17 protein-coding genes are annotated in these 22,416 nt (G+C 67.3%); 8 read left to right on the forward strand and 9 right to left on the reverse strand.

Translation table 11 applies throughout. The features are described from left to right. Positions 1-171: 171 nt before the first annotated feature. Entirely contained in the window at positions 172-552 is a 381-nt protein-coding gene (locus AC13FN_RS10110) for a VOC family protein (protein WP_010485179.1), read from the reverse strand. Between the two features lie 150 nt (positions 553-702). On the opposite strand from AC13FN_RS10110, the gene AC13FN_RS10115 reads away from it, so the two are divergent. The 3 genes from AC13FN_RS10115 to AC13FN_RS10125 all read left to right on the forward strand — a co-directional run bounded on the left by AC13FN_RS10115 (position 703) and on the right by AC13FN_RS10125 (position 5,180). Then, entirely contained in the window at positions 703-1,221 is a 519-nt protein-coding gene (locus AC13FN_RS10115) for a sigma-70 family RNA polymerase sigma factor (RefSeq protein WP_054171932.1), read from the forward strand. After that, complete coding sequence (locus tag AC13FN_RS10120) at positions 1,218-2,162, forward strand: FecR family protein (protein WP_049437683.1); 945 nt, start codon at positions 1,218-1,220, stop codon at positions 2,160-2,162. Before AC13FN_RS10115 ends, AC13FN_RS10120 begins: the two co-directional genes overlap by 4 nt. A gap of 69 nt (positions 2,163-2,231) precedes the next feature. After that, positions 2,232-5,180, forward strand: coding sequence for a TonB-dependent receptor (locus tag AC13FN_RS10125; protein ID WP_482984668.1), 2,949 nt, complete (start codon positions 2,232-2,234; stop codon positions 5,178-5,180). 199 nt (positions 5,181-5,379) lie between these two features. Here the strand turns inward: AC13FN_RS10125 and AC13FN_RS10130 are convergent, their stop codons facing one another. Both AC13FN_RS10130 and AC13FN_RS10135 read right to left on the reverse strand, forming a co-directional pair. Next, positions 5,380-5,703, reverse strand: coding sequence for a DMT family transporter (locus AC13FN_RS10130; protein WP_012480533.1), 324 nt, complete (start codon positions 5,701-5,703; stop codon positions 5,380-5,382). After that, positions 5,703-6,056 carry an SMR family transporter gene (locus tag AC13FN_RS10135; RefSeq protein WP_019659945.1) on the reverse strand — a complete coding sequence of 118 codons (354 nt, stop codon included), beginning with the start codon at positions 6,054-6,056 and terminating at the stop codon, positions 5,703-5,705. The genes AC13FN_RS10130 and AC13FN_RS10135 overlap by 1 nt, the downstream gene beginning before the upstream one ends. 160 nt (positions 6,057-6,216) lie before the next feature. Between AC13FN_RS10135 and AC13FN_RS10140 the strand changes: the two genes are divergently transcribed. Next, positions 6,217-7,068 carry a LysR family transcriptional regulator gene (locus AC13FN_RS10140; protein WP_482984667.1) on the forward strand — a complete coding sequence of 284 codons (852 nt, stop codon included), beginning with the start codon at positions 6,217-6,219 and terminating at the stop codon, positions 7,066-7,068. 73 nt (positions 7,069-7,141) lie between these two features. On the opposite strand, the gene AC13FN_RS10145 is transcribed toward AC13FN_RS10140, so the two are convergent. Continuing rightward, the gene (locus AC13FN_RS10145; RefSeq protein ID WP_054171935.1) at positions 7,142-8,062 is read right to left on the reverse strand and encodes a M14 family metallopeptidase; all 921 of its coding nucleotides are present in this window, start codon (positions 8,060-8,062) and stop codon (positions 7,142-7,144) included. A 131-nt stretch (positions 8,063-8,193) separates the two neighbouring features. Here AC13FN_RS10145 and AC13FN_RS10150 point away from each other — a divergent pair, with 131 nt between their 5' ends. From AC13FN_RS10150 to AC13FN_RS10160, 3 genes are all read left to right on the forward strand, one after another. Further along, positions 8,194-10,275: a TonB-dependent receptor family protein gene (locus tag AC13FN_RS10150; protein ID WP_054171936.1), complete on the forward strand. Its 2,082-nt coding sequence runs from the start codon at positions 8,194-8,196 to the stop codon at positions 10,273-10,275. A gap of 62 nt (positions 10,276-10,337) precedes the next feature. Continuing rightward, positions 10,338-12,110 carry a chloride channel protein gene (locus AC13FN_RS10155; RefSeq protein ID WP_054171937.1) on the forward strand — a complete coding sequence of 591 codons (1,773 nt, stop codon included), beginning with the start codon at positions 10,338-10,340 and terminating at the stop codon, positions 12,108-12,110. 101 nt (positions 12,111-12,211) lie between these two features. Then, positions 12,212-12,928, forward strand: a complete 717-nt coding sequence (locus AC13FN_RS10160; protein WP_010485159.1) for an MgtC/SapB family protein — start codon at positions 12,212-12,214, stop codon at positions 12,926-12,928. Between the two features lie 15 nt (positions 12,929-12,943). Here the strand turns inward: AC13FN_RS10160 and AC13FN_RS10165 are convergent, their stop codons facing one another. Next, positions 12,944-13,351: a MerR family transcriptional regulator gene (locus tag AC13FN_RS10165; protein WP_049437693.1), complete on the reverse strand. Its 408-nt coding sequence runs from the start codon at positions 13,349-13,351 to the stop codon at positions 12,944-12,946. A 63-nt stretch (positions 13,352-13,414) separates the two neighbouring features. Here AC13FN_RS10165 and AC13FN_RS10170 point away from each other — a divergent pair, with 63 nt between their 5' ends. After that, complete coding sequence (locus AC13FN_RS10170) at positions 13,415-14,242, forward strand: class I SAM-dependent methyltransferase (protein WP_054171938.1); 828 nt, start codon at positions 13,415-13,417, stop codon at positions 14,240-14,242. 85 nt (positions 14,243-14,327) lie between these two features. Here the strand turns inward: AC13FN_RS10170 and AC13FN_RS10175 are convergent, their stop codons facing one another. The 4 genes from AC13FN_RS10175 to AC13FN_RS10190 form a co-directional block, all read right to left on the reverse strand. Continuing rightward, positions 14,328-14,618 (reverse strand): DUF6959 family protein, encoded by a 291-nt coding sequence (locus AC13FN_RS10175; RefSeq protein ID WP_014037513.1) that lies wholly within the window; start codon positions 14,616-14,618, stop codon positions 14,328-14,330. A 121-nt stretch (positions 14,619-14,739) separates the two neighbouring features. Further along, a complete protein-coding gene (locus AC13FN_RS10180; protein WP_054171939.1) occupies positions 14,740-15,576 on the reverse strand; it encodes an OmpA family protein in 837 nt (278 codons plus the stop codon). A gap of 61 nt (positions 15,577-15,637) precedes the next feature. Further along, entirely contained in the window at positions 15,638-20,734 is a 5,097-nt protein-coding gene (locus AC13FN_RS10185) for a YadA-like family protein (protein ID WP_482984666.1), read from the reverse strand. Between the two features lie 235 nt (positions 20,735-20,969). Then, complete coding sequence (locus tag AC13FN_RS10190; protein WP_010485148.1) at positions 20,970-21,950, reverse strand: AraC family transcriptional regulator; 981 nt, start codon at positions 21,948-21,950, stop codon at positions 20,970-20,972. Positions 21,951-22,416: the final 466 nt, after the last annotated feature.

A 22,416-nucleotide genomic window follows, 5' to 3' on the forward strand; every position in this document is an offset into this window, starting at 1 on the left:
CAAAGGGTTAGCCGACCGATTGTGGCTGAACCGCAGTGGACAGAGCATGAAGTTGTGGCCAGCGGTCACAGGCCCGATCCACCATTCCGTGTTATCACGCGCGCGCCGGCAGACGGCTGCGAGCACAGCCGCGCGCACTGCCTGCGACGCGGCCACGCGCGTACTGTCCAATTACGACATCACATGCACCGCGCACAGCTTGTTGCCATCCGGGTCGCGCAGGTAGGCCAGGAACAGCTGGCGCCCGGCCATGCTGCGGATGCCGGCCGGGTCTTCGATGGCGGTGCCGCCATGGGCCACGCCGGCGTCCTGCCAGCCACGCACGGCCTCAGCACTGTCGAGGGTGAAGCCGATGGTGCCGCCGTTGGCGTGGCATGCCGGCTGACCGTCGATCGGCGCGGTGACGATGAACATACGGCCATCCTTGAAATACACCAGACGGCCCTTGTCATCGAAGACGCCCGGACGTGCACCCAACGCACCGAACAGTGCATCGTAGAAGCGATGCGCGGCGTCCATGTCGTTCGTTCCAACGGTGATGTGGCTGAACATGCGGGCACTCCCTGTGGAAAACCGCAGTGTCGGCGAGCACGTCGGGCATCGCAAATCCGGCGACCTCCCCCGCTGCGCCCCGCGCAACGTTTGTCGCGCGCCCCTCGATCACCCTATAATGGGAATCATTCTCATTAATGATCGATGCCGATGGCCGTGCCCGCCGCCTCCAGCACTGCGCTGGCGGGGTTCTACCGCGAACACCATGGCTGGCTGCTCGGCTGGTTGCGCCGTCGCACGCACAACGCCGACTGCGCCGCCGACCTGACCCAGGACACCTTCCTGCGCCTGCTCAGCCGTCGTGTCGATCCATCAGAACTGCGCTTGCCGCGCGCCTATCTCAGCACCATTGCGCACGCCCTGCTGGTCAACCACTGGCAGCGCGCGGACCTGGAACGCGCCTATCTGGCCGCGCTGGCCGCGCAACCGGAGCCGGCGCACCCTTCTGCCGAGGAGCGCACGCAGGCATTGCAGCTGCTGCACGCCGTCGCCGACATGCTGTCCGGCCTCGCCGAGCGGCCACGGCGCGCGTTCCTGCTGGCGCGGCTGTCCGGCCTTGGCTATGCAGAGATCGGCGCGCAGCTGGGCGTGTCCGAGCGCATGGTCAAGAAGTACATGGCGCAGGCGATGCTGCATTGCCTGCGCCTGTCCGGCGACACCACAGCGTGAGCGCGGCATTGGCCGGCCCGGCGCTGGAACAGGCTGCCGAATGGTTTGCGCTGCGCCAACAGGGCTGGAGCGACGGCGACCAGCAGCGCTGGCACGCCTGGCTGCAGGCCGATGCTGGTCACGCCGACGCCTGGCGACGGGTCGAGGCGGTCTGGCAATCGTTCGCCCCGCTGTCGGCTCCGGCAGCTGCAACCGCATTTGATGCTGCGCGCCTTCGCAGGCGGCGGGCGCTGCGCAGCATCGGTGGCGCCCTCGGCATCGGCGCGGTCTCCCTGCTCGGCCTGCATGGGATTCAGGCGCAGCGCCGCCTGCAGACGCAGCGCACCGCTGCCGGGCGTACCGGTCATTGGACGTTGGCCGATGGCAGCCAGTTGTGGCTCAACGCCGGCAGCGAAGTGACCGTCGACATCGGCAACGGCCACCGCGCCCTGCATCTGCTGCGCGGCGAACTGCTGCTGCAGACCGGCCACCACCCCGCATTCGTCGGCCTGCCCCTGACCGTGCATGTACCCGGGGCGCGCCTGCAGCCGATCGGCACCCGCTTCGCGGTCGGCCGCGAAGCGCAGGACAGCCGGTTGGACGTGTTCGAGGGTGGGGTGCGGTGCCTGCCGATGTTCGGTGCGGCGCTGGATGTTCCTGCGGGAAGTGCGCTGCAGATCGGACCGATGGGGGGACTCACAACGGTCGCTGCCGATCCTCTGCGCGGCGACTGGCAGGACGGACGCCTGCGGGTGCAGGACACGCCGTTGATCCGGGTGATCGACGAACTGGCCCGTCACCATCAGGGCTATCTGGGCTGTGATCCGGCACTGTCCGCATTGAATGTCACCGCGGTATTGCCGCGCCTGGACAGCCTGCAGGCCCTGAAACTGCTGGCGCGCGCCCTGCCGATCCGCATCGAGCAGCGTTGGCCGTGGTGGACCGTTGTGCGCCCGCGTTGAAATCGCGGTTCCCTTTCTGCGCGCTCGGCGGGCACTACAAGGGAACCCATTGCGGATGTTGCCGCCCCCATGAAACTACCCTGCCCTTCTCCTCGCCCGCTTGCCATCGCGCTGTGCCTGGCCCTGGCCACGCCGTGCCTGTTGCCGGCGGCCGCCCACGCACAGGATGCAGCCGCAGCCGTTCGCTGGCAGATCCCGGCCGGACCGCTCGACCAGGCCTTGACCACGTTCGGCCAGCAGTCCGGCCTGTCCATCGCCGCCGATGCGCGCCTGACCCGCGGCCGCCACAGCAGCGGCGTGCAGGCCTCGCTCAACACCGAGGCCGCGCTGGCGCAGCTGCTGGCCGGCACCGGCCTGACCTTCCAGCGCGATGCCAGCGGTGTGGTGCTGCAGGCCGCCCCCGGCACCGATGCCGGTGTGCGCCGGATCGGTACGCTGCGGGTCGCCGGCCAGGCCAGCGAAGGTGCATCGCCGTGGGGCCTGGCCGATGCCGATGCCGTGTACCGCGACAGCGGCTCGCGCGTGCACCTAGACCGCCAGCAACTTGAGCGGTTCCGCGGCCAGTCGATTGGCGATGTGCTGGCCGGTGCGGTCGGCGTGCATACCGCCGACGTGCGCAACGGCGGCGCACTGGACGTCAACATCCGTGGCCTGCAGGGCCAGAACCGGGTGCCGGTGATCATCGACGGCGGCCAGCAGGCCATCGACGTGTACCGCGGCTATGCCGGCGTGCAGCAGCGCAGCTACCTCGACCCGGATCTGATCAGCTCGGTCAGCATCGAAAAGGGACCGAGCCTGGCCGCCAACGCCGCCAGTGCGATCGGCGGCGTGGTCTACATGGAGACGCTGAACGTCGATGACATCCTCGACGACGGCCAGGCCTGGGGCCTGCGCGTGCGTGGTGGCGTGGCCGACAACAGCATCGACCGCACCCGTACCTTCAAGCAGATCGCGCGCGGCAGCGACAACCGCAACAGCCTGCGTGACCCGCGCGACTGGAACGGCAGCGTGGCCTTCGCCCAGCGCGGCGAGGACTGGCAGCTGGTGGCCGCTTACGCGCGTCGCCGCCAGGGCAACTACTTCGCCGGCAGCAATGGCGCGCACCGCTACGACGACCAGCATCTGTCCAGCGGCGGTACCGGCATGTCCAGCCAGGCCGTTTCCAAGCTGTACCACCCCGGCGACGAAGTACTGAACACCCACACCGACAACGAATCGGCGCTGCTGAAATTCACCTGGACGCCTAACCCCGACCAGCGGCTTGAGCTGAGCCATCGTTACTTCAACTCCAGCTTCGGCGAGATCATGCCGTCGGCGATCGGTCGCGTGGGCCAGTCCAACGAATGGGTGACCTACGTGGACAAGGCCAACACCATGTTCCAGTTCGAGCCCGGGAAGATGCGGGTCAATGCCACCTCGCTGCGCCACCGCTACCGGCCCGAAGCACATCCGTGGCTGGACCTGAGCAGCACGCTGTGGTTCACCACAGCCACCAGCCGCATGTTCAACAGCAACATCGCCAACACGCCACTGTTCAAGGACGTGCCCAACGACCAGATGCCGGACACGCTCGGCGAAACTTATGGCCCGGGCCTGCAGTCGGACGTGAAGACCCGGCGCTGGGGCGTGGACAGCAGCAACACCACCCGCTTCAGCAACAGCCTGGGTGACTGGACACTGCGCTATGGCGCTGCGTTCCAGCATGAGGACACCGCACCGAACTCGCCGGTGCTGCCGGTGGACTACAACAACAACCGTTACCTGCGCTCGGGCACGCGACGCGAAGCCAGCGTTGTGGCGTCGCTGCAATGGCAGCCGTGGGACTGGCTGTCGCTGACCGCTGGCGGTCGCTTCATCGACTACCGCACCCGTGACCGCAACCGCGTGGCCTTCGTCAGCGAATCGCGCGACCTGCGCTACACCTTCGCGCGCCTGAGCAAGGGCGGCCAGCTGCTGCCGGGCTGGTACAAGGAGTGGTACCCGGATGCACAGGGCAACTACACCTACGACTCGCTGCGCGCTACGCCCTACGGCGACAGCACGCTGGGCCAGAGCTACGACTTCGATGGCTTCATCCCCGACCCGCGCGGCGCCAACGGTTTCTATACCAAGCAGATTCCCACCGCCTGGGGCTACAAGCCGGCGATCCGCCGTTCCGGCCACGGCTTTGCGCCGTACGCAGAGGCCCGCTTCAACCTCGACCAGGACATGTTCTTCTACGTGAAGTACGCGCAGGGCTGGAAGATGCCCAGCCTGTTCGAGTCGACGCTGGGCAACAGCACCTCGGCACCGGTGGCCGGCCTGAAGCCGGAGAAGAACCGCTCCTGGGACATCGGCTTCAGCCTGCTCAAGCAGGACCTGCGGCGCGATGGCGACCGCCTGGCGTTCAAGGTGGCCTGGTTCAAGAACGATATCGACAACGCGATCACCCGCCGCTTCGATTCCAGCAACTGGGCGTTCTACGTCGACAACGTGGACAACTACACGGTGTCCGGCTACGAGCTGCAGTCCGGTTATGACGCCGGCATCGCCTACCTGGACCTGTCGGCCAGCTACTACCAGCGTGCGCGGACCTGCGATGCGGCCACCGCCAAGCGCCTGCGCGAAGACCCCTATGCGAAGTGGAGCAAGCTGGACACCACGCCGGACTGCGTGGGTGGCGGCTTCGGTACCTCATTCGTCAACGCACAGAATCCACCGAAGTACTCGATCCACATCACGCTGGGCTTCCGCCTGTTCGACAAGCGGCTGGATACCGGCATCCGCCGCACCTACAACAGCGGCCCCACCCACGAACTGGACAAGCCCTGGAACACCACCGGCTCGACCGGGTTGCAGAACATCTACCTGCCCACCGCGATCTACGACTTCTATGCGCGCTGGCAGTTCACCCCGAAGGCCGAAGTGGAACTGGTGGTCAGCAACCTGCGCAACACCTATTACATGGACACGCTGGCGATGAGCCTGATGCCCGGCCCGGGGCGCACCACGCGGTTGAACTTCACCGCACGCTTCTGAGTTCGTCAGAAACGGCAAGCGCCCCGGGGAGATCATCCCCGGGGCGCTTGCACGTGGCGGCTCACGCTCTGGCAGGTGCCAACCCGGGTTGGCACAGCAACTCAGCACGGGTAGGTGCCAACCAGCAACTCAGCACGGGTAGGTGCCAACCAGCAACTCAGCACTGGTAGGTGCCAACCTTGGTTGGCACAGCAACGCGTTACTTCGCGGTGCTGAGCAGCAGCACCGCAACGGTGACCAGCGCGATGCCGATCCAACCGATCGGGCGCAGGCGGTTGCCGAACAGCAGGCGGCCGCAGGTGGCGGTACCGATCACGCCGATCGCCCCCCACATCGCATAGGCGGTGGCCAGGTCCATGTAGCGCACCGCCTGGCCCAGCAGGGCGAAGGCGATCCAGACCATGACGATCGCACCGACACCCCAGCGCCAGCGGCGGAAGCCCTCCGACTTCGCCACCATCATGTTGGCGGCAACGTCGATCAGCGCAGAACAGATCACGAAAAACAGAGCCAGGGTATTCATCAGTGCGCCTCCCCGAGGGTGACACAGACGATGCCTACCACCGCCAGCACGAGGCCGGCCAGCTGCTGCAGCGACAGGCTCTCGCCGAACACGGTGAGGCCGACCACGGTCAGCAGGGTCAGGCCCAGGCCTTCCCACACCGCATAGGCGACACCGACCGCGATGCGGCGGACCGACAGGGCCAGGAAGTAATAGGACAGCGCCAACGCGCCGGCCATGATCAGGTAGCCGGTCCAGCCGCCGTCGCGGGCGGCATGGGCCATGAACGAGGTGCCGACCACTTCGGCAACGATCGCCACGGTCAGGCAGGCCCAGGCGACCAGCGCGCCACGGGCGGGAACAGTACGGGACATGTGAAACTCCTTGCGGCACGGGGACCGCGCCGCCTTTTCAATAGATCCACGCGGTGCGTGGAGGGTCCGGAGCACCCCGCAGACAGGGGCGACGGCGGACAGTATCATCGCCTTTTACGGTGGTATCAAAATGGATTCCATCGACAGGAGCGATGGATCAATGCCCTATTCCCCTGAATCCCTGCAGGCCTTCGTGGAAGCCGCGGCGCTGAGCTCGTTCTCGGCGGCGGCGCGCCGCCTGCGCAAGACCCAATCGACGGTCAGCACCGCCATCGCCCACCTGGAGGCAGACCTCGGCGTCAGCCTGTTCGACCGCAGCGGACGCTACCCGCAGTTGACCGAAGCCGGGCGCCAGGTGCTCGGTCATGCCCAGGAAATTCTCGCCGCCGATACCCGCCTGCAGCAGTTGAGCGTGCGGCTGGCCGCCCCGGTCGAAGCGCGGCTGACCGTGGTGTTCTCCGACGTCTATCAGCTCGATCCGGAGCAGCGCGTGTTGCAGCGCTTTGCCGAAGCGTTCCCCGAGATCGAACTGGAATGGCTGGATGCCGAAGGCGAAGACGTGCTGGAACTGGTGGGTAGTGGTCGCGCCGCGCTGGGCCTGCTGCCGCGCCAGGAAAGCTATCCGGATGGTCTGGTGGCACGGCCGTTGGCCCATCACAGCGAGCTGTCGGTGTATGTGGCGCACGACCATCCGCTGGCCGACGCCGGCCGTCGCGCGGCCGCCCAGCTGGCACGGCACCGGCAGGTGCGCCTGAGCGCGGAGGTCGACCATGCGCGCGCGGCTACCGGACTGGCCTGGACCGCCACCGACTACCTGATGGTGATGGAGATGGCCGAGGACGGCATCGGCTGGGCCGAGCTGCCACGCGCGCTGGTACAGCGCTACGACCGCGGGCAGCTGGTGGAACTGACCCTGCCCGGCTGGCCGCGACGCATCCACAGCGACCTGCTGTGGCGCCGCGACACGCCGCCGGGGCCGGCCGCACTGTGGTGGGCCGACGCGCTGGGGTGAACCGAAAAAGGGGACGGAGGGGATTAAGTCGTTTGCGGCACAAACGACTTAATCCCCTCCGTCCCCTTTTTCATCAACGATGGGCGAGCGCGTAATCCAGCGACGCGCACACCGCTGCCACCTGGGCGTCGTTGCACTGCTGCGGGGTCGCCCGCGGGCTGTCCGGGTAGACCTCGGTGGTGGTGGTATAGGTCGCACCGGTGATGCCGGCACACAGGCCCAGCTTCACCAGTGGGTACTCGATCACGCCGTGGGCCACCACCGGCGAACCGATGATCTCGCCCGTGTCGTCGGCCGGCGCAATGTGAGTCACCTTTTCCACGGCAGCGATCACTGCCTGCTGGAAGGCCGGCTGCGGGTTCTCGCTGTCGTCCACCAGGTAGAAGCCATCGGGGATCAGCCCCGGCTCGAACGGCTTGCCGTCACGTGCGGCCAGCGCCGGGCGGAACTCGCTCTCGTCGCTGTCGGTGGTTTCGTGCAGGTCGATATGCAGCACGAACTGGCCCTTGTAGGGCGCGATCAGTTCGATGACGGCGGTCGATTCACGCGCCGGGCCATCGGCGCGGAAGTTACGGTTCGGATCGATCGCATCGAAGTTCCAGCGGTTGATGCGCTCGAAACCCCACGGGTTCACGCACGGCGCCACCAGCAGGTTGACCTTGCCGGCATAGTCGGCGGCGTGCTTCTCGAGGAACTCCAGCGCGCCCATCACGCCGCTGGTTTCGTAGCCGTGCACGCCACCGGTCACCAGGGCGGCCGGCAGCGCCGGGTTCCAATCGCGGCTGCGCAGGGCGAACAGAGTGTAGGTCTCGCCAGCGTAGTCGAGCTGGCCATAGGCCACCTTGTCGAAGCGCGAGGCCAGCGCCTCGATACGCGGCAGCACTTCCTCGTCATAGCGACGCAGGCGCTGCTGGCGGCCACGCCACGCCTCCCGTTCCGCCGCTCCCCACGGCTGGCCAGGGGTTCCGACGGGATAGAAGGCGGCTTGGGACATGGCGGATCTCAGCGAGTCAGGAAGCAATCGCCCACTCTACCACCGGGGGAACAGCGTGAACTGGCGGCGCATTCCATTGGCGAATGGAATCAGCAATAATTCTCATTTACCACCTTCCACAGCCCGCACCGATGCCCATCCCAGCCCTGCAACCGGCCCGCCTGCCATTGGCCGCCGCCCTTGCCCTGTGCCTGCTCCCGGCCGCCACCGCCTTCGCCCAGGACAGCGCCACCACGCTGGACAGCATCCAGGTCTCCGGCAGCTGGCTGGGCACCGGCCTGCATGACAGCGTCAAGAGCTTTGCCGGCGCACGTACGGTGGTCGACCGCCAGCGCATCGAGGCCAGCGGCGCGGCCAGCCTCGGCGATGCGATGCGCCGCATCCCCGGCGTGCAGGTCACCGACAATTCCGGCACCGCCGGCAGTTCGGTGTCGCTGAACATCGGCGTGCGCGGCCTCACCGGGCGCTACTCGCCGCGCTCGACCGTCCTGTTGGACGGCGTGCCGCTGGCGGTGGCGCCGTATGGCCAGCCACAGCTGTCGTTCGCGCCGACCAGCCTGTCCAACATCGAATCGATCGACGTGGTGCGCGGCGGCGGCGCGGTGCGCTACGGGCCGCAGAACGTCGGTGGCATCATCAACTTCAGCACCCGCGGCATTCCCACCGAGGCCGGCCTGCACGGCGAAGCCGGCGTGCGCTACACCGCCTACGACCGTGGCGGCGGTGACAGCACCCAGTACAACGCCTTCCTTGGCGGTACCGGCGACAATGGCCTGGGCGCGGCCCTGCTGTACTCCGGCCAGGATGGTCGCGGCTGGCGCCAGGGCAGCGATGACCGCTTCAATGATCTCGCGCTGAAGTTCGCCTACGCCATCGACGAACAGCAGGAGCTGCGCGCCAAGCTGTCCTACTACGACGTACGCTCGCTGACGCCGGGCGGCCTGACCCGTGCGCAGTACGAGGCCGATCCGTTCCAGAACACCCGGCCAACCGATTTCTGGAAGGGCCACCGCACCGGCATCGACCTGGGCTACACCAACACGCTGTCGGCCAACAGCGAGTTCGAGGTGCTGGCCTATTACAACGAGAGCACCCGTGCCAGCTCGCTGATCAACGCCGCCAACACCCAGCTGACCGTGCAGCCGCGCGACTACCGCGTGCTTGGCATCGAGCCGCGCTATACCCAGCGCCTGCACTGGGGCAGCGCGGTGCATGACATCACCGCCGGCTACCGCTTCCTGCGCGAGCGCGGCAACGACCGCAGCTACACCGTCGCCCGCCGCACCGGCGCGGCCAGTGCCACCACCCGCTTCGACAACGCCACCGACGCGCACGCCTTCTACATCGACGACCGCATTGCGATCGGCCAGTGGCGGATCACGCCCGGCGTGCGCATGGAATGGATCGACATGGACCGCCGCCAGGCCGGCGGCACGGCGACCTTCAGCAGTCGCAACGACAAGGCGCTGCCCTCGATCAACATCGCCTACCTGCTGACCCCGCAGCTGACGGTGTTCGGCAACTACACCACCTCGTTCGGACCGGTGCAGAACATCCAGCTCAATTCGCAGACGGCCAGCAATCCGCTGAACCCGGAAGTGGCCAAGACCACCGAACTGGGTGCGCGCTGGCAGGACGGCGCACTGCGCGCGGAAGTGACCGTGTTCAAGATGCGCTTCGACAACCAGATCCTGCAGGTGCCGGGCATCACCCCGCCCACCTTCCAGAACATTGGTGCCACCGACCACAAGGGTGTGGAGAGCGCACTGGAGTACCACTTCGCCGAGGACAGCGCGCTGGCCGGGCTGGAGCTGTACGCCAACTACACCTGGACCAAGGCGATCCAGCAGTCCGGCGACAACCGCGGCCTGGACGTGCCGTTCTACTCGCGCGACACCGACAGCGTCGGCGCCCGCTATGCGCTGGCCGGCTGGACCTTCAACGTCTCCAGCACCCACCAGAGCGGCCAGTTCTCCGACGCCGCCAACACCTGGGCCGAGAGCGCTGATGCGCGCGTGGGCCGCGTGCCGGGCGTGCGCCTGTGGAATGCCCAAGTGGCCTGGCAGGTGCCGGGGCGGGGTGACAGCGAGATCGCACTGGGCGTGAACAACCTGGCCGACAAGCGCTGGTACACCCGCAACGTCGATGGCAACGCCGGCCGCATGGTGGCCGCGCCGCGCACCTTCTACGTGCAGGGCCGCTACCGCTTCTGAGCCGGTAGCCGCCCGATGCGGTGACGGTGGCGCTCACGGTGGCGGCGTATCATGCCGCCACCATGTCTTCGCCCGTTTCGCCATCGCGCCTGCATCTGGCCTTCCAGGGCCTGCGCCTGCGCCTGCGTGGCAGCGACCTGTGGTTCATCGCGCTGGCGTTGCTGGTCGGCTTGATCGCCGGCTACCTGACCCTGCTGCAGTCGGGCATCGCGCGCTGGCTGCAGGGCACGCTGTATGGGCTGGACGACGGCATGCGCCTGAGCTCCCTGCCCTCGCTGACCTGGACCGCGCTGCTGGTGCTGCCACTGGGCGGGCTGCTGGTCGGCCTGGTCAGCCTTGCGGCGACGCGGCTGAAACGGCCACTGCTCGATGCGGTGGAAGCCAATGCGCTGCACGGCGGCCGCATGTCGATGCGCGACAACCTGATCGTGCTGACCCAGACCCTGCTGTCCAACGGCTGCGGCGCGTCGGTCGGCCTTGAGGCTTCGTATACGCAGATGGGCGCGGGCAGCGGCTCGCAGCTGGGCCGGGTGATGCGCCTGCGTCGCAACGACGTGCGCATCCTGGTCGGTGCCGGTGCGGCCGGTGCCATCGCCGCTGCGTTTGGTGCGCCGCTGGCCGGTGCGTTCTACGCCTTCGAAATCGTCATCGGCGCCTACACCCCCGCTGCGCTGGCACCGGTGGCCGTCGCTGCGCTGGCTGGCGCGTTCGTAGCCGACCAGGCCGGCATCGAGGCCTATCTGCTACCCGCCGCCTCGACCATCGACGTGCGCGCCGCCGACTACGCGATCTACGGCCTGCTCGGTTGCTGCTGCGCGATGGTCGGCATCGCCATCATGCGGCTGATCGCCTCGATCGAAGGCTCGGTCAAGCGCAGCCCCCTGCCCGCGTGGGGACGGCCGGTGGTGGGTGGACTGCTGCTGATTCCCCTGGCCCTGGCCAGCCCGCAGGTGCTGTCGTCCGGCCACGGCGCGCTGCATCTGGACCTGACCACGCACCTGCCGCTGATCTGGATCGGCGGCCTGCTGACCCTGAAGTGCCTGGCCTCGGGCATCTCGCTCGGCTTCGGCTTCCGTGGCGGCCTGTTCTTCGCCTCGCTGTTCATGGGCACCCTGGTCGGCGCGTTGTTCGCCGGGCTGCTGGGCATGGCCACCGGCGTTCCGGTGATCGACGCCACCTCGGCCGCGCTGGCCGGCATGGCCGCACTGGCCGCCGCCGTCGTTGGCGCGCCGATGACCATGGCCATGCTGGTGCTGGAAGGCACGCACGATTTCCTGCTGACCAGCGTGGTGATGAGCGCGGTGCTGGTGTCCAGCACGCTGGTACGGCAGTGGTTCGGCTACTCGTTCTCGACCTGGCGCATGCACCTGCGCGGCGAGACCATCAAGAGCGCCCGCGACGTGGGCTGGGTGCAGAACCTCAACGCCGGCCGGCTGATGCGCAAGGGCGTGGCCACTACTCCGGCCGATCTCGATGCCGCCGCGTTCCGCCAGCGCTTCCCGCTGGGCTCGGGCAGCCGGGTGATCCTGATCGACAGCGAGGGCCACTACGCCGGCATCGTGCAGATTCCACGGGTCTACGGCGATGGCGTGAAACCGGAAACCCCGATCGGCGACCTGGCCGAGAACCGCGACGTCTCGCTGGTACCTTCCTCCGACGTGGTCAGCGTGATGCAGCGTTTCGACCAGACCCAGGCCGACGAACTGGCGGTGGTCGGCGCCGATGGCCAGGTGCTGGGCGTCGTCTCCGAAGCCTTCGTGCGCAAGCGCTACGCCGAAGAACTGGACAAGCGCCAGCGCGAGCTGATGGGCGAGCGCGTCGAGGACACCGACTGATCCCGAAAAAGGGGACGGAGGGGATTAAGTCGTTTGTGGCCCATCCGGGCATCCACGCACGGCGTGGATCTACCGTCACATGGCCGGGGTAGACTCCGGCCATGCGCTTCATCGAAACCTTCCAGGCCGGCCCCTTCGCCGACACCGTGGTCAGCCTGCTGGCCGCTTTCGTACTGGGCACGCTGATCGGCGCCGAGCGCCAGTACCGGCAACGCACCGCCGGCCTGCGCACCAACGTCCTGGTGGCGGTGGGCGCGGCCGCCTTCGTCGATCTGGGCATGCGTATCGCCGGCAGCGCCGAAGCGGTGCGGGTGATCTCCTACGTGGTCTCCGGTGTCGGCTTCCTCGGCGCCGGCGTGATCATGAAGGAAGGCATGAACGTGCGCGGCCTGAACACTGCCGCCACCCTGTGGTGCTCGGCCGCGGTCGGCAGCTGCACCGGCGCGGACATGCTGGCCGAGGGCGTGCTGCTGACGGTCTTGATCATCGCCGGCAACACCCTCCTGCGGCCGCTGGTGAATGCGATCAACCGCATTCCGATCAACGAGGCTGCCACCGAGGCCACCTATGAGGTGCGCCTAAGCGTGGACGCCGAAGCGGTGCCGCGGGTGCGCGAACGGCTGGTTGATGCATTGGAGGCGGCACAGTATCCGGTCGGTGACGTGCAGCTGGTCGAGCATGCCGATGCACCCACCGATGTGATCGCGGTGCTGGTCAGTACCGCCGTGAGTGCCGATGAGCTAGACGTGGTGCTGGCGCGGATGGAGCACGTGCCGGGCGTGCTGCATGCCACCTGGGAAGTCAGTACTCGCGATTAAGCCGGTTCCGGCAACTCACCCACCCGCCATGCGCTGCTGTGCCCGCAGCAGCTTGCGGAATGAACCGCACTGCCGCGCATCCTGTGCTTCCGGGCAGGCCGCCGCGCGCTGCAGGTGCCGGCGCACCCGCTGCAACTGGGTGATCTGCCTCTGCAGTACATCGGCCTGCGCCAGCAGCGCCTCACGGTCCAGGGAGATACATCCACGCTGCGGCGGCAGCGATGCCCCGATCTGCTGCAGTGACAGCCCGGCCGCCTGGCCGAGACCGATCAGTGCCAGCCGTTCCAGCACCTGCTCGTCATACTGCCGGCGCAGGCCACGGCGCCCAAGTGCCTGCAGCAGCCCCAGCTGTTCGTAGTAGCGCAGGGTCGAGGCCGGCACCCCGCTGCGCTTGACCACCTCGCCGATATCCAGTTCACGCATGGGCTTGACCTCAAGTCGTCTTCAAGCAGCAACCTATGGGCCACTTCCCGACAAGGCAAGGCCATGGCCAGCACATCCCCCGTTGATCAGAACACCCTCTGGAACGGCCCCGGCGGCCAGATCTGGGTCGCCCAGCAGGCCATCCTCGATGGCCTGTTCCAGCCGATGGCCGACCTGCTGCTCGCCGAGTTGCCAGAAACCGTCACGCAACTGCTCGATATCGGATGCGGCACGGGCGCAAGCCTGCTTGCCGCCGGTGCGGCACGCCCGGCCGCCCGCTGCACCGGCCTGGACATCTCGGCACCGATGCTGGCAATGGCACGCGGGCGGGCTGAGGCGGCGGGGCTGGACGCTGACTTCATCCTTGCCGACGCGCAACAGCACCCACTGCCCCCCGCGCATTTCGACTGGATCCAGTCGCGATTGGGGGTGATGTTCTTCGAGGATACAGGGGCCGCGTTCGCCAACCTGCAGCGTGCGGCCAGGCCAGACGCGGGCCTGCGCTTCATCGCCTGGCGCAGCGCAGAAGAGAACCCGTTCATGACGACCGCCGAACGGGCCATCAGTGATGAGCTGGATCTGCCGCCACGGAGCCCTGGCGCACCCGGGCAGTTCGCCTTCGCTGACGGCGAACGCATCCGCCGCCTGCTGCAGGACGCCGGCTGGAAGGACGTCGAAGTGACTGCGGTGGACCTGCCCTGCTCGCTCGCCCGCAATGAACTGCCGACCTACGTGGGGCAGCTCGGTGCGCTGGGTCTTGCCCTGCGAAACCTGCCCGGAGAACGCGCCGTCGCACTCCGCGACAAGGCGCTGGCAGCATTCACGCCATTCATCGAGGGCGACCGTGTGCGCGTGGATGCGGCCTGCTGGTTGATCCGTGCCCGCGCATGACACAGAAAAGGGGACGGAGGGGATTAAGTCGTCAATGCCCCAGCCGTGCCGGAAACGACTTAATCCCCTCCGTCCCCTTTTTCTTCTACAGTGCCTCGCCGGCGTCAGCCAGGCGCGATTCGATCAGCGCATACCACTGCTGCAGCACGTCGATCAGCATGTCCAGTTCGGCGTCGGTGCGCTGTGCGCGACCACTGCGCAGGCAGGCCTGGGCTTCCTGCAGCTGGGCAAGGAAGCCGGCCACGGTGTCTGCCTGCAGGATCAACCCCGGCAGGCGCCGCCCGGGAATGCGCACCACGGCATGGTTGCCGAGCTGGCCGTACACACTCAGTGTGGCTTCCGTCTTCATGGAAAGAGGCAGGAATTGGGCGTTCATCGCGTGCACCATGGAAAACCTGAGCCGCCGGCAGGCATGGTCAACGGGGGAGACGTAACCACGTCCTGCCGACGGTCAGGGGGGACTCGGGATACCGGGGCATGACCCCGGTGTGGGACTCTCAGCGCGGCTGCGCCATTCCAGCGATCTGCACACGCCGGTTCGGTGCCAGGCAGGCGATCAGCTCGCGACGGTTGCGCTGCTCGCACTGCACGATCGGCTCGGCTGCGCCCCGTCCTTCGGCGCTGATGCTGGCCGCAGGCACCCCACCCTGCACCAGCGCGCTGCGCACGGCCTCGGCACGTCGCTGCGACAGGGTCTGGTTGTAGCTGGCACTGCCGATACGGTCGGTATACCCGGTCACCCGGATCGACTGCACCTGACTGGCCTCGCGCACCTGCGCCAGCACGCCCTGTACAGCCTGCTGGCCTTCGGCACTGAGCACCGCGCTGTCGAACCCGAACAGCGCATCAGCCGACAACCGCAGCGGCTGCTCCGGCAGTGGTGCCGGCGCAGGCGGCGCCGGCGGCCGTGGCGGTTCGATCACCGCCGCGCACGATTCCGGTTTCCAGTAGCCCCCTTGGGCGATGCCCTTGCTGTCGAAGCGAACCTGGAACTGACAGGTGAAGTACTCCGCGCCCTGCGCGGTGCGGAAGTTGAACAGGTAGTTCCACTCGCGCACGCCCCACATGCCTTCGTTGAAGTGCGGCGTGCCCAGCAAGGTATACAGCTGCCGTTTGCTCATGCCCGGCGCGAAGCGGCGCAGGTCGGCGACGTCGGGATAGATGCCTTCCTTCAACGAGGCCTTCGAAGCCTCCGGGAACTGCACGGCGGTGGTTTCGGCAGGACCCTCGGCGGCCGGCGCATGGCTGCGACAGGCGGCCAGCAGGCCCATCCCCAGGACCAGGCCCAGCACTGCGGCCATCTGGCCGGTGCGGGCGATGCGATGCTGTTTCATGTCATTCCCCCTTTGGACGTTTCCGCGATGCCGGGCCGCGCGTGCGGCCCGGCGGCGGGGATCACCACTGGATGCCGGCACCGACGGCCACACCGGCCTCGCCACGGCTGTTGGTGGAGCCGCTGAACTTGTAGATCCAGCGCCCTCCCTCGGAGACACCAGAGATACCGACCGCCACGCCCGACTCGCCGTTGTAGCTGCCGGCTGCGACCGAGGCCATGCTGCGGCCCGCTTCGCTGGGCTGCGGCAGGGCTGCGGTGGCCATCGCCGAAGCGATACCGGCCGAGGCGCGGTTGTCGGTCTTGCGCAGGTCGCGCTCGAAGCCGCCCATGCGCTCGTCGGTGTAGGCCTTCGACCAGTCCAGGGTCTGCGCCATGCCCGACTTCAGCTGGTCCACGTTGACTGCGTCGGTACCGGCGGTGCCGGCGGCGACGTTGCGCACCGTGGTCGGGCCGCTGTTGGTGCTGCCCAGCGTGACACTGTTGTAGTTGGTCGCACCGTTCACCGTGGTGTCGTAGCGGATCGTGCCCTGCTGCGAGGCCTGCAGCTGGCGCACGTTGACCGCATCGGTGGCCTGCGAACCGTCAGCCACGTTGACGACCTGGCGTTCGGCGCCGCTGGCACCGACCGAGACTGTGTTGGCCCGGTTCGCCACCGAACCCGCACCCAGCGCCACCGAGTTGTCGGCCTGCGCCTGCGAACCATTGCCCAGTGCGGTCGAGTTGGCACCGGCGGCGGTGGAGCCTGCGCCACCGGCGGCCGAGTTGGCACCGCTGGCGGACGGATCGGCCAGGTTGTTGGTGTTGTTGGCGCGGAAGCTGCCGGCCACGTTGGTGATGTTCTGGATCTTCTGGTCGGTGTACTTCTTCGACTCATCGATGGCGTAGTTCACACCGTTCTTCAGCTGACCAACATTGGTTGCGTCGTAGGTGTCGGAGCCATCGGCAACGTGGGTGATCTTGCGCTCGCTGCCGGTGCTGCCGACCGAAACCTCACCGGCCGAGTTGCTGGCGCCGGTCTGGCCATAAGCGCCGGTATAACCGCTCTGCGCACCAACGCTGGCCACCGAACCGGCACCCAGGGCGACGCTGTTGCCGGCACTGGCGCTGGCACCGTTGCCGACCGCCACGCTGTTGGCACCGGCCGCACTGGCCTGCGGCCCCACCGCCACCGCCTCCGCACCGGCAGCCGTTGCAGCCGCTGCGGTCGAGTTCACCGCCAGGTAGGCGCTGCCACCGCCGCCGTTGGTGATGCGCTGGTTGAGGACCTTCAGCGAGCCGTCCACCGCAGTGAAGGCGGCGGTGACGTTGTTGTAGTCGCCGCTGGTAAACGTGCCGTCGGTGGCGATGCTGGAGATGCTGAACTTCGGCGCGGTCCACACATTGGTGGTGCCGTTGTACGCGGTGGTGCCACCGAAGTAGTTGGCGATGGTGCTGTTGGTGTTGAACAGCTGGTCGCCGGTGATGGCATCGCTGCTGCCGGCCAGGATGCTGCCGGCGGCGACGTTGGTGATCTTCACCGCGCCGGTGCCGGTGCCCGTCAGCGTCACGCTGTTGAGCACGTTGCCGCTGCCGTCGACGTCGTACTTCACGGCCAGCTTGTCGATCTCGCCGGTCTGGTCGGCGACGTTGGCCAGCGAGTTGCTGACGGCATCGAAGGCGGTACCGACGTCGTTGTAGCTGCCCTTGGTGACGGTGCCGTTAGCGGCGACGTTGTTGATCGAGTAGGTCGGTGCGGTCAATACGCCGCTGCCGTTGACCGCTGCGCCACCTCCCAGATGAGTGGCCACGGCCTGGTTGGCCGCAAACAGCTGGGCACCGTTGATGGCCTCGCTGCTGGTGGCGCTGACCTGGCCCGGGCCGAGGTTGCGCAGTGTGGTGGCGGTACCGGTCTGGCCCAGCGTGGCGCTGGCGTAGTTGACGCTGCCGTCGCCGTTGAGGTCATAGCGCAGGGCGCCCTGCTCCGAGGCCTGCAGCTGGCCCAGGTTGACTGCATCGGTCGCTGCGGTACCGGCCGCCAGGTTGGTGACCTGACGCTCGGCACCGGCGGCACCGATGGACACGCTGTTGGCACGATCGGCCAGGCTGCCGGCACCGACCGCGATGCTGTTGGCAGCGGTGGCGCGGGCATTGGTACCGACCGCGATCGAGTCGGCGCCGCTGGCCAGGGCCTCGGTACCGGTCGAGTTCACCCGCAGGTACTTGGTGCCACCGTTACGGATGTCGGTGATCTGCGTGTTGAGGTTGACCAGCGAGCCATCCACCGCAGCGAAGGCATCGGTGGCGTTCTCATACAGGCCCTTGGCGATGGCGCCGCCGGTGGAGATGGTGCTGATCTCGAACAGGGGCGCAGTGAACGCGCCACTGGCAGGATCGAAGGCTGCGCGGCCGCCGAAGAAGCTGGCGATGGCAGCATTGGTCGCCGCCAGCTGGCCACCATTGACCGCTTCCAGGCTGCCGGCCGTGACCGCACCGCCAGCCAGGTTGCCGATGGTGGTGGTGCCGGTGCCCGCGCCGAGCGTGACACGGCGATAGTTCGGGTTGCCGGCACCGTCCAGGTCATAGGTCACCGCAGCGGCAGCCACATCATCGATCAGGCTGATGGCCCCCTTCAGCTGGGCCACGTTGACCGCATCGGTATTGACACTACCCGCCGCGACGTTGGTGATCTGGCGCTCACCGCCACCGGCGGTACCCACCGACACTTCACCGGCAGAGACCTGCGGTGCAGTGAGGCCATAGGCGCTGTAGCTGGCCTGGGCACCGCGCAGCGCGGCCGAGCGGTAGCCCAGTGCGACCGAGTTGGCCTGGTTCGAGGTGGCCTCGGCACCGAGCAGGGTCTGCCCGTTGGCAGTACCCACCGCGCTGTCACCGACGATCACCGAGTGGCCCATGCGTGCGGCGTAGTCCGCGGTCGGCACGCCGGTGGGGTTGCTCGGGTCATTGGTGCCTGCACCCGGGAAGGCCACGTTGGCATCGACCTTCGGCAGTTCGTGCCGTGCATTGGCACCGATCACCACTTCCTTCGAACCGTTGGCGAAGGCGCCGTCGCCCATCAGCACCTGGTAGTCCTGCGCGGCGTTGACGGCCCAGCAGGAGATGTCGGCCAGGGCGATGTCCAGGCACTTGGCGGCCCAGGCCGGCGAATCCTTCGGCAGCAACAGGCCCAGCAGGCCGCCCGGATTGCCGTTGTTGATGTTGTAGATGTAGCTGTCGGAGGTGACGCCACCGATCAGGGTCAGGTGCGAGCTGCCGCCGGTGACGGCGCCGCCGAGACCATTGAGGGTGCTGCCCACCGGCGACAGGTTGACCACCGGCAGGCCCAGCACATTGACCGTCGAGTAGGTCTGCATCACGTTGGCGTTGCTGAGCTTGAGGTTGCCGTTGCTCAGGTAGCCGTTGCCGCCGAACAGGCTGGTGGTGGTCGGGCCGATCAGCTGCCCGACATTACCGACCAGGCCGCCGGTGCCGATGATCAGGCCGGCGTTCGGGTCGGCCGGAGCCGGCGCCTTCGGGCTGGTCGGCGGGATCGCCGAGGGCTTGGTCAGGCCGAGGCCGCCGAGCGTGCCACCGACCAGGCCGCCTACGGCACTGCCAAGATTGCCGATGGTGCCGTTGAGGTTGCCATTGAGCAGGTTGCCGACGGCGCCGCCGACATTGCCGAGCGTATCGCCCAGCAGGCCACCCAGGCCTCCGGTGCTGCCACCTGTAGCGCCATTGAGTACACCGCCGACGGTGCTGCCCACTGCACCCACTGTATTGTTGAGCGTGCCGCCCACGGCACCGCCAACCGAACCGACCGTGCCGTTGAGTGCACCACCCACGGTGCCGCCGACTGCGCCAACCGTGCCAACCGCACCGTTGAGCGCGCCGCCGACGGTGCTGCCGACCGAACCGGCCGTGCCGTTGAGTGCACCAGCCACGGTTCCGCCGACTGCACCGACCGTGCCAACCGCGCCGTTGAGTGCACCACCCACCGCGCTACCGACAGTTCCAACGGTGCCGTTGAGCGCACCGCCTACGGCTCCGCCAACCGTGCCAACGGCACCATTGAGCGTGCCGCCCACGGCGCCGCCTACCGTTCCAACCGTGCCGTGCAAGGCGCCGCCGACCGCATCAACCGTGTTGCCTACGGTGCCATCAAGCACTCCGCCCACCGCGCCACCTGCTGCGCCGACAACGCCGCCCACCAGGCCACCGACGCCCAGCGCGCTGTTCTGCGCTGCCACGGTGGCTTGGCCGGCCAGCTTCAGATTGCGGTCGGCCACGACCTCCTGGCCATCCGGCGCCTGCACGCGCACTTTGCCGGCAACACCGGTATCGAAAGCTGCGGTGATCGCACGATCATGAGTCTCGCCCGGCAGCTCCTCCTTGGCCGGCAACGTGACCGCCGCCGTCGCCTTGACCTGCCCCTGGCCGTCGATCTGGTGGCCCGCCAGCTTCAGCTGCGAATCCACCTTGCCGTCAACGGACGCCTTGAGGCCGGACAGCGAGCCAGCCGGTGCGCCAGCAACAGCGGCGGCCGCCTTGGCACCGGTATCGATCGAGGCCACCTGGCTACCGGCGATGCCAACGCTGGCCTTCGCCCGGGCATCCGCAGCCACACCGAGCGGCGCATGCGCGGACGGCGCAACGTTGGCCGCCAGCGATGCATCAATCTTCGCCGCATTGGACGCTGCATGACCCAGCCCGACATTGGTGCGGACATCGGCAGCCAGCGCAGGAACCGCGACCTGCTTCGGCGCGGCGTTCGCCGCCAGCTTCACCTGCACGGTGGCCGGCAGCACGTCACGTACGATCGGCAGCGAGTTCGTACTCAACTGCAGGCCGACACGCGCGTCAGCGCTGATCACCGGACTGCTCTGTGCCTGGCGCGATGCGGCAGCCAGCGCCACTTCCGCGTCGACCTTGACCGGCATCGGCTGCGCGTACTTCGCGGCCAGTGCCTGCAGGTCACGTAGAGACTGATTGGATTCGGATGCGCCTGCATGCCCGCTGGCCAGCGCACACAGCAGGGCCAGGGCCAGTGCGGTCGGCATCAGCAGTGCACTGCGCGGATCGCGGGCGGCGCTGCCGCCGCTGTCGCCGGTGGCCAGTTCCGAGGCCACAACCAGAGCATTGAGCTGGCGGTTCCATACACGCCGGTAGATGCGGTTCATGAGCATTTCCCCCGTAGGCGAACAACTGGAATGTCAGTGGACTTGCCGTTAGGCAGGTGACTGACATTTCAGCGTTTGCAACGGCGGCTGCGCACTTCATTCCGGCACGGCAATCGCGCATTCCGGCAAATCCACGGTCGGAATCGGCAGCCGGTTATGCAGAAGCGGCAACCATATCGGCAAGCGGATATGCAATTCCGGCAGGAACTGCCGGGAAACCCTTATGGGGCCTGGATCAGGCGGGCTGACCGATCTGTGCGGGAGCGCGCATCAGCGTGTCACGCGGCAGTTCACCGAAGACCTTGCGGTAGTTGTCGGCGAAGCGCGACAGGTCCCACAGGCCACAGCTGAGGGCGATGGCCTTGACCGAACGGCGGCTGGAATCAGCCATCGACAGGCTGCGGCAGGCCGCGCACAGGCGCAGCATCGACAGGTAACGATTGGGCGACGTGCCGAACAGGTCCTCGAACGCGTAGCGCAGCCCACGCTCGCTGACACCGGCAGCATCGCAGATCTCATTCATGTAGATATTGCGGCGCAGGTTGAGGCGCATGAAGTTTTCCGCCCGCTGTGCGATCAGATAATGCGTGCGCCGCGCACGGCTGCAACCCGGGCGATCGGCGGAACCCGCGCCCAGCAGTGCCTGCACGTGTTCGTGCAGCAGCCGCTCGGTTTCTTCCGGCTGCAGGCCCGTGCCCTGGCCCAGCTGCAGGTGCAGCTGCTGGTAGTGCTGTGCCAGCGGGGCGGCCTCGCTGGCGAGGTTGAACAGCGAAAGTGCCTGTCCGGCCGGCGGTGTACTGCGCAGGCTCAGTTCGGTCAGCTTGCGCTGCACCCGTGCCACCGGCACCAGCATCAGGGTCATGTGCGTGCCCGGGCTCAGGGTGAACTCGCTGATACCCTCCGGCATCACGGTCAACGCCATTCCAGGTACGAGCGGTACACCATGGCACCAGCTCAGGGTTTCATCGGTCGCGTGCAGATACCCCAGCATCGCCCAGTCCGGCGGCAGCATGAATCGTCCACGGCAATGGAATCCACAGCTGATGCTGCAGAACAACGCCTCCTCGTGCACGCGTGAAGCGAAGGCCGCCCGCGGCCCATTGCCATCGAGCAGAAGCAGTTCGACATCACATACACGAAGCACGCCGCTCAGCGTCGCCAGGTCGATCGACCGCAGGCCGCTGTCGTCGCTGTCTCCTACCCCACCATCGACCATGACAGTGTCGTCCCCCGGTTATCCGTCGTGCGATACGGCCCCCACTGCCTGACAGGGCGCGCACCTCTCATGGAATCTCTTCCATCGCCGGGATGCGCGCCAATAAAGTGCGCACCCCAAAAGAAACGCGAGTACTTGAATACGAGTATGCCCGATAATTCAACGGGGTAAACATCTGCACCGCATTGAATAAGATGGATACAGACGTGAAAACAAGGTCGTGGTGTTTGGCACAGTTTTCGCATGCGACTGAAAACCCGCCTCACATTATCTGCACGTCGATGAATCGTTGTGCGAACGAACGGATTTCCGTCACAGAACCCGCGTGAAAAATTAAGGACCGAAGGGATTCTGCCGAATTTGCATATAGGTTCCGGTTGCAGCCGGCCGCCATTCAGGCAAAGTCGATAACACGGTGATCCGGTCTTTGATAATGACCTCACCCAGGGGGACAGCATGACCATGC

The organism is Stenotrophomonas sp. 115C5 (genome assembly GCF_056861055.1).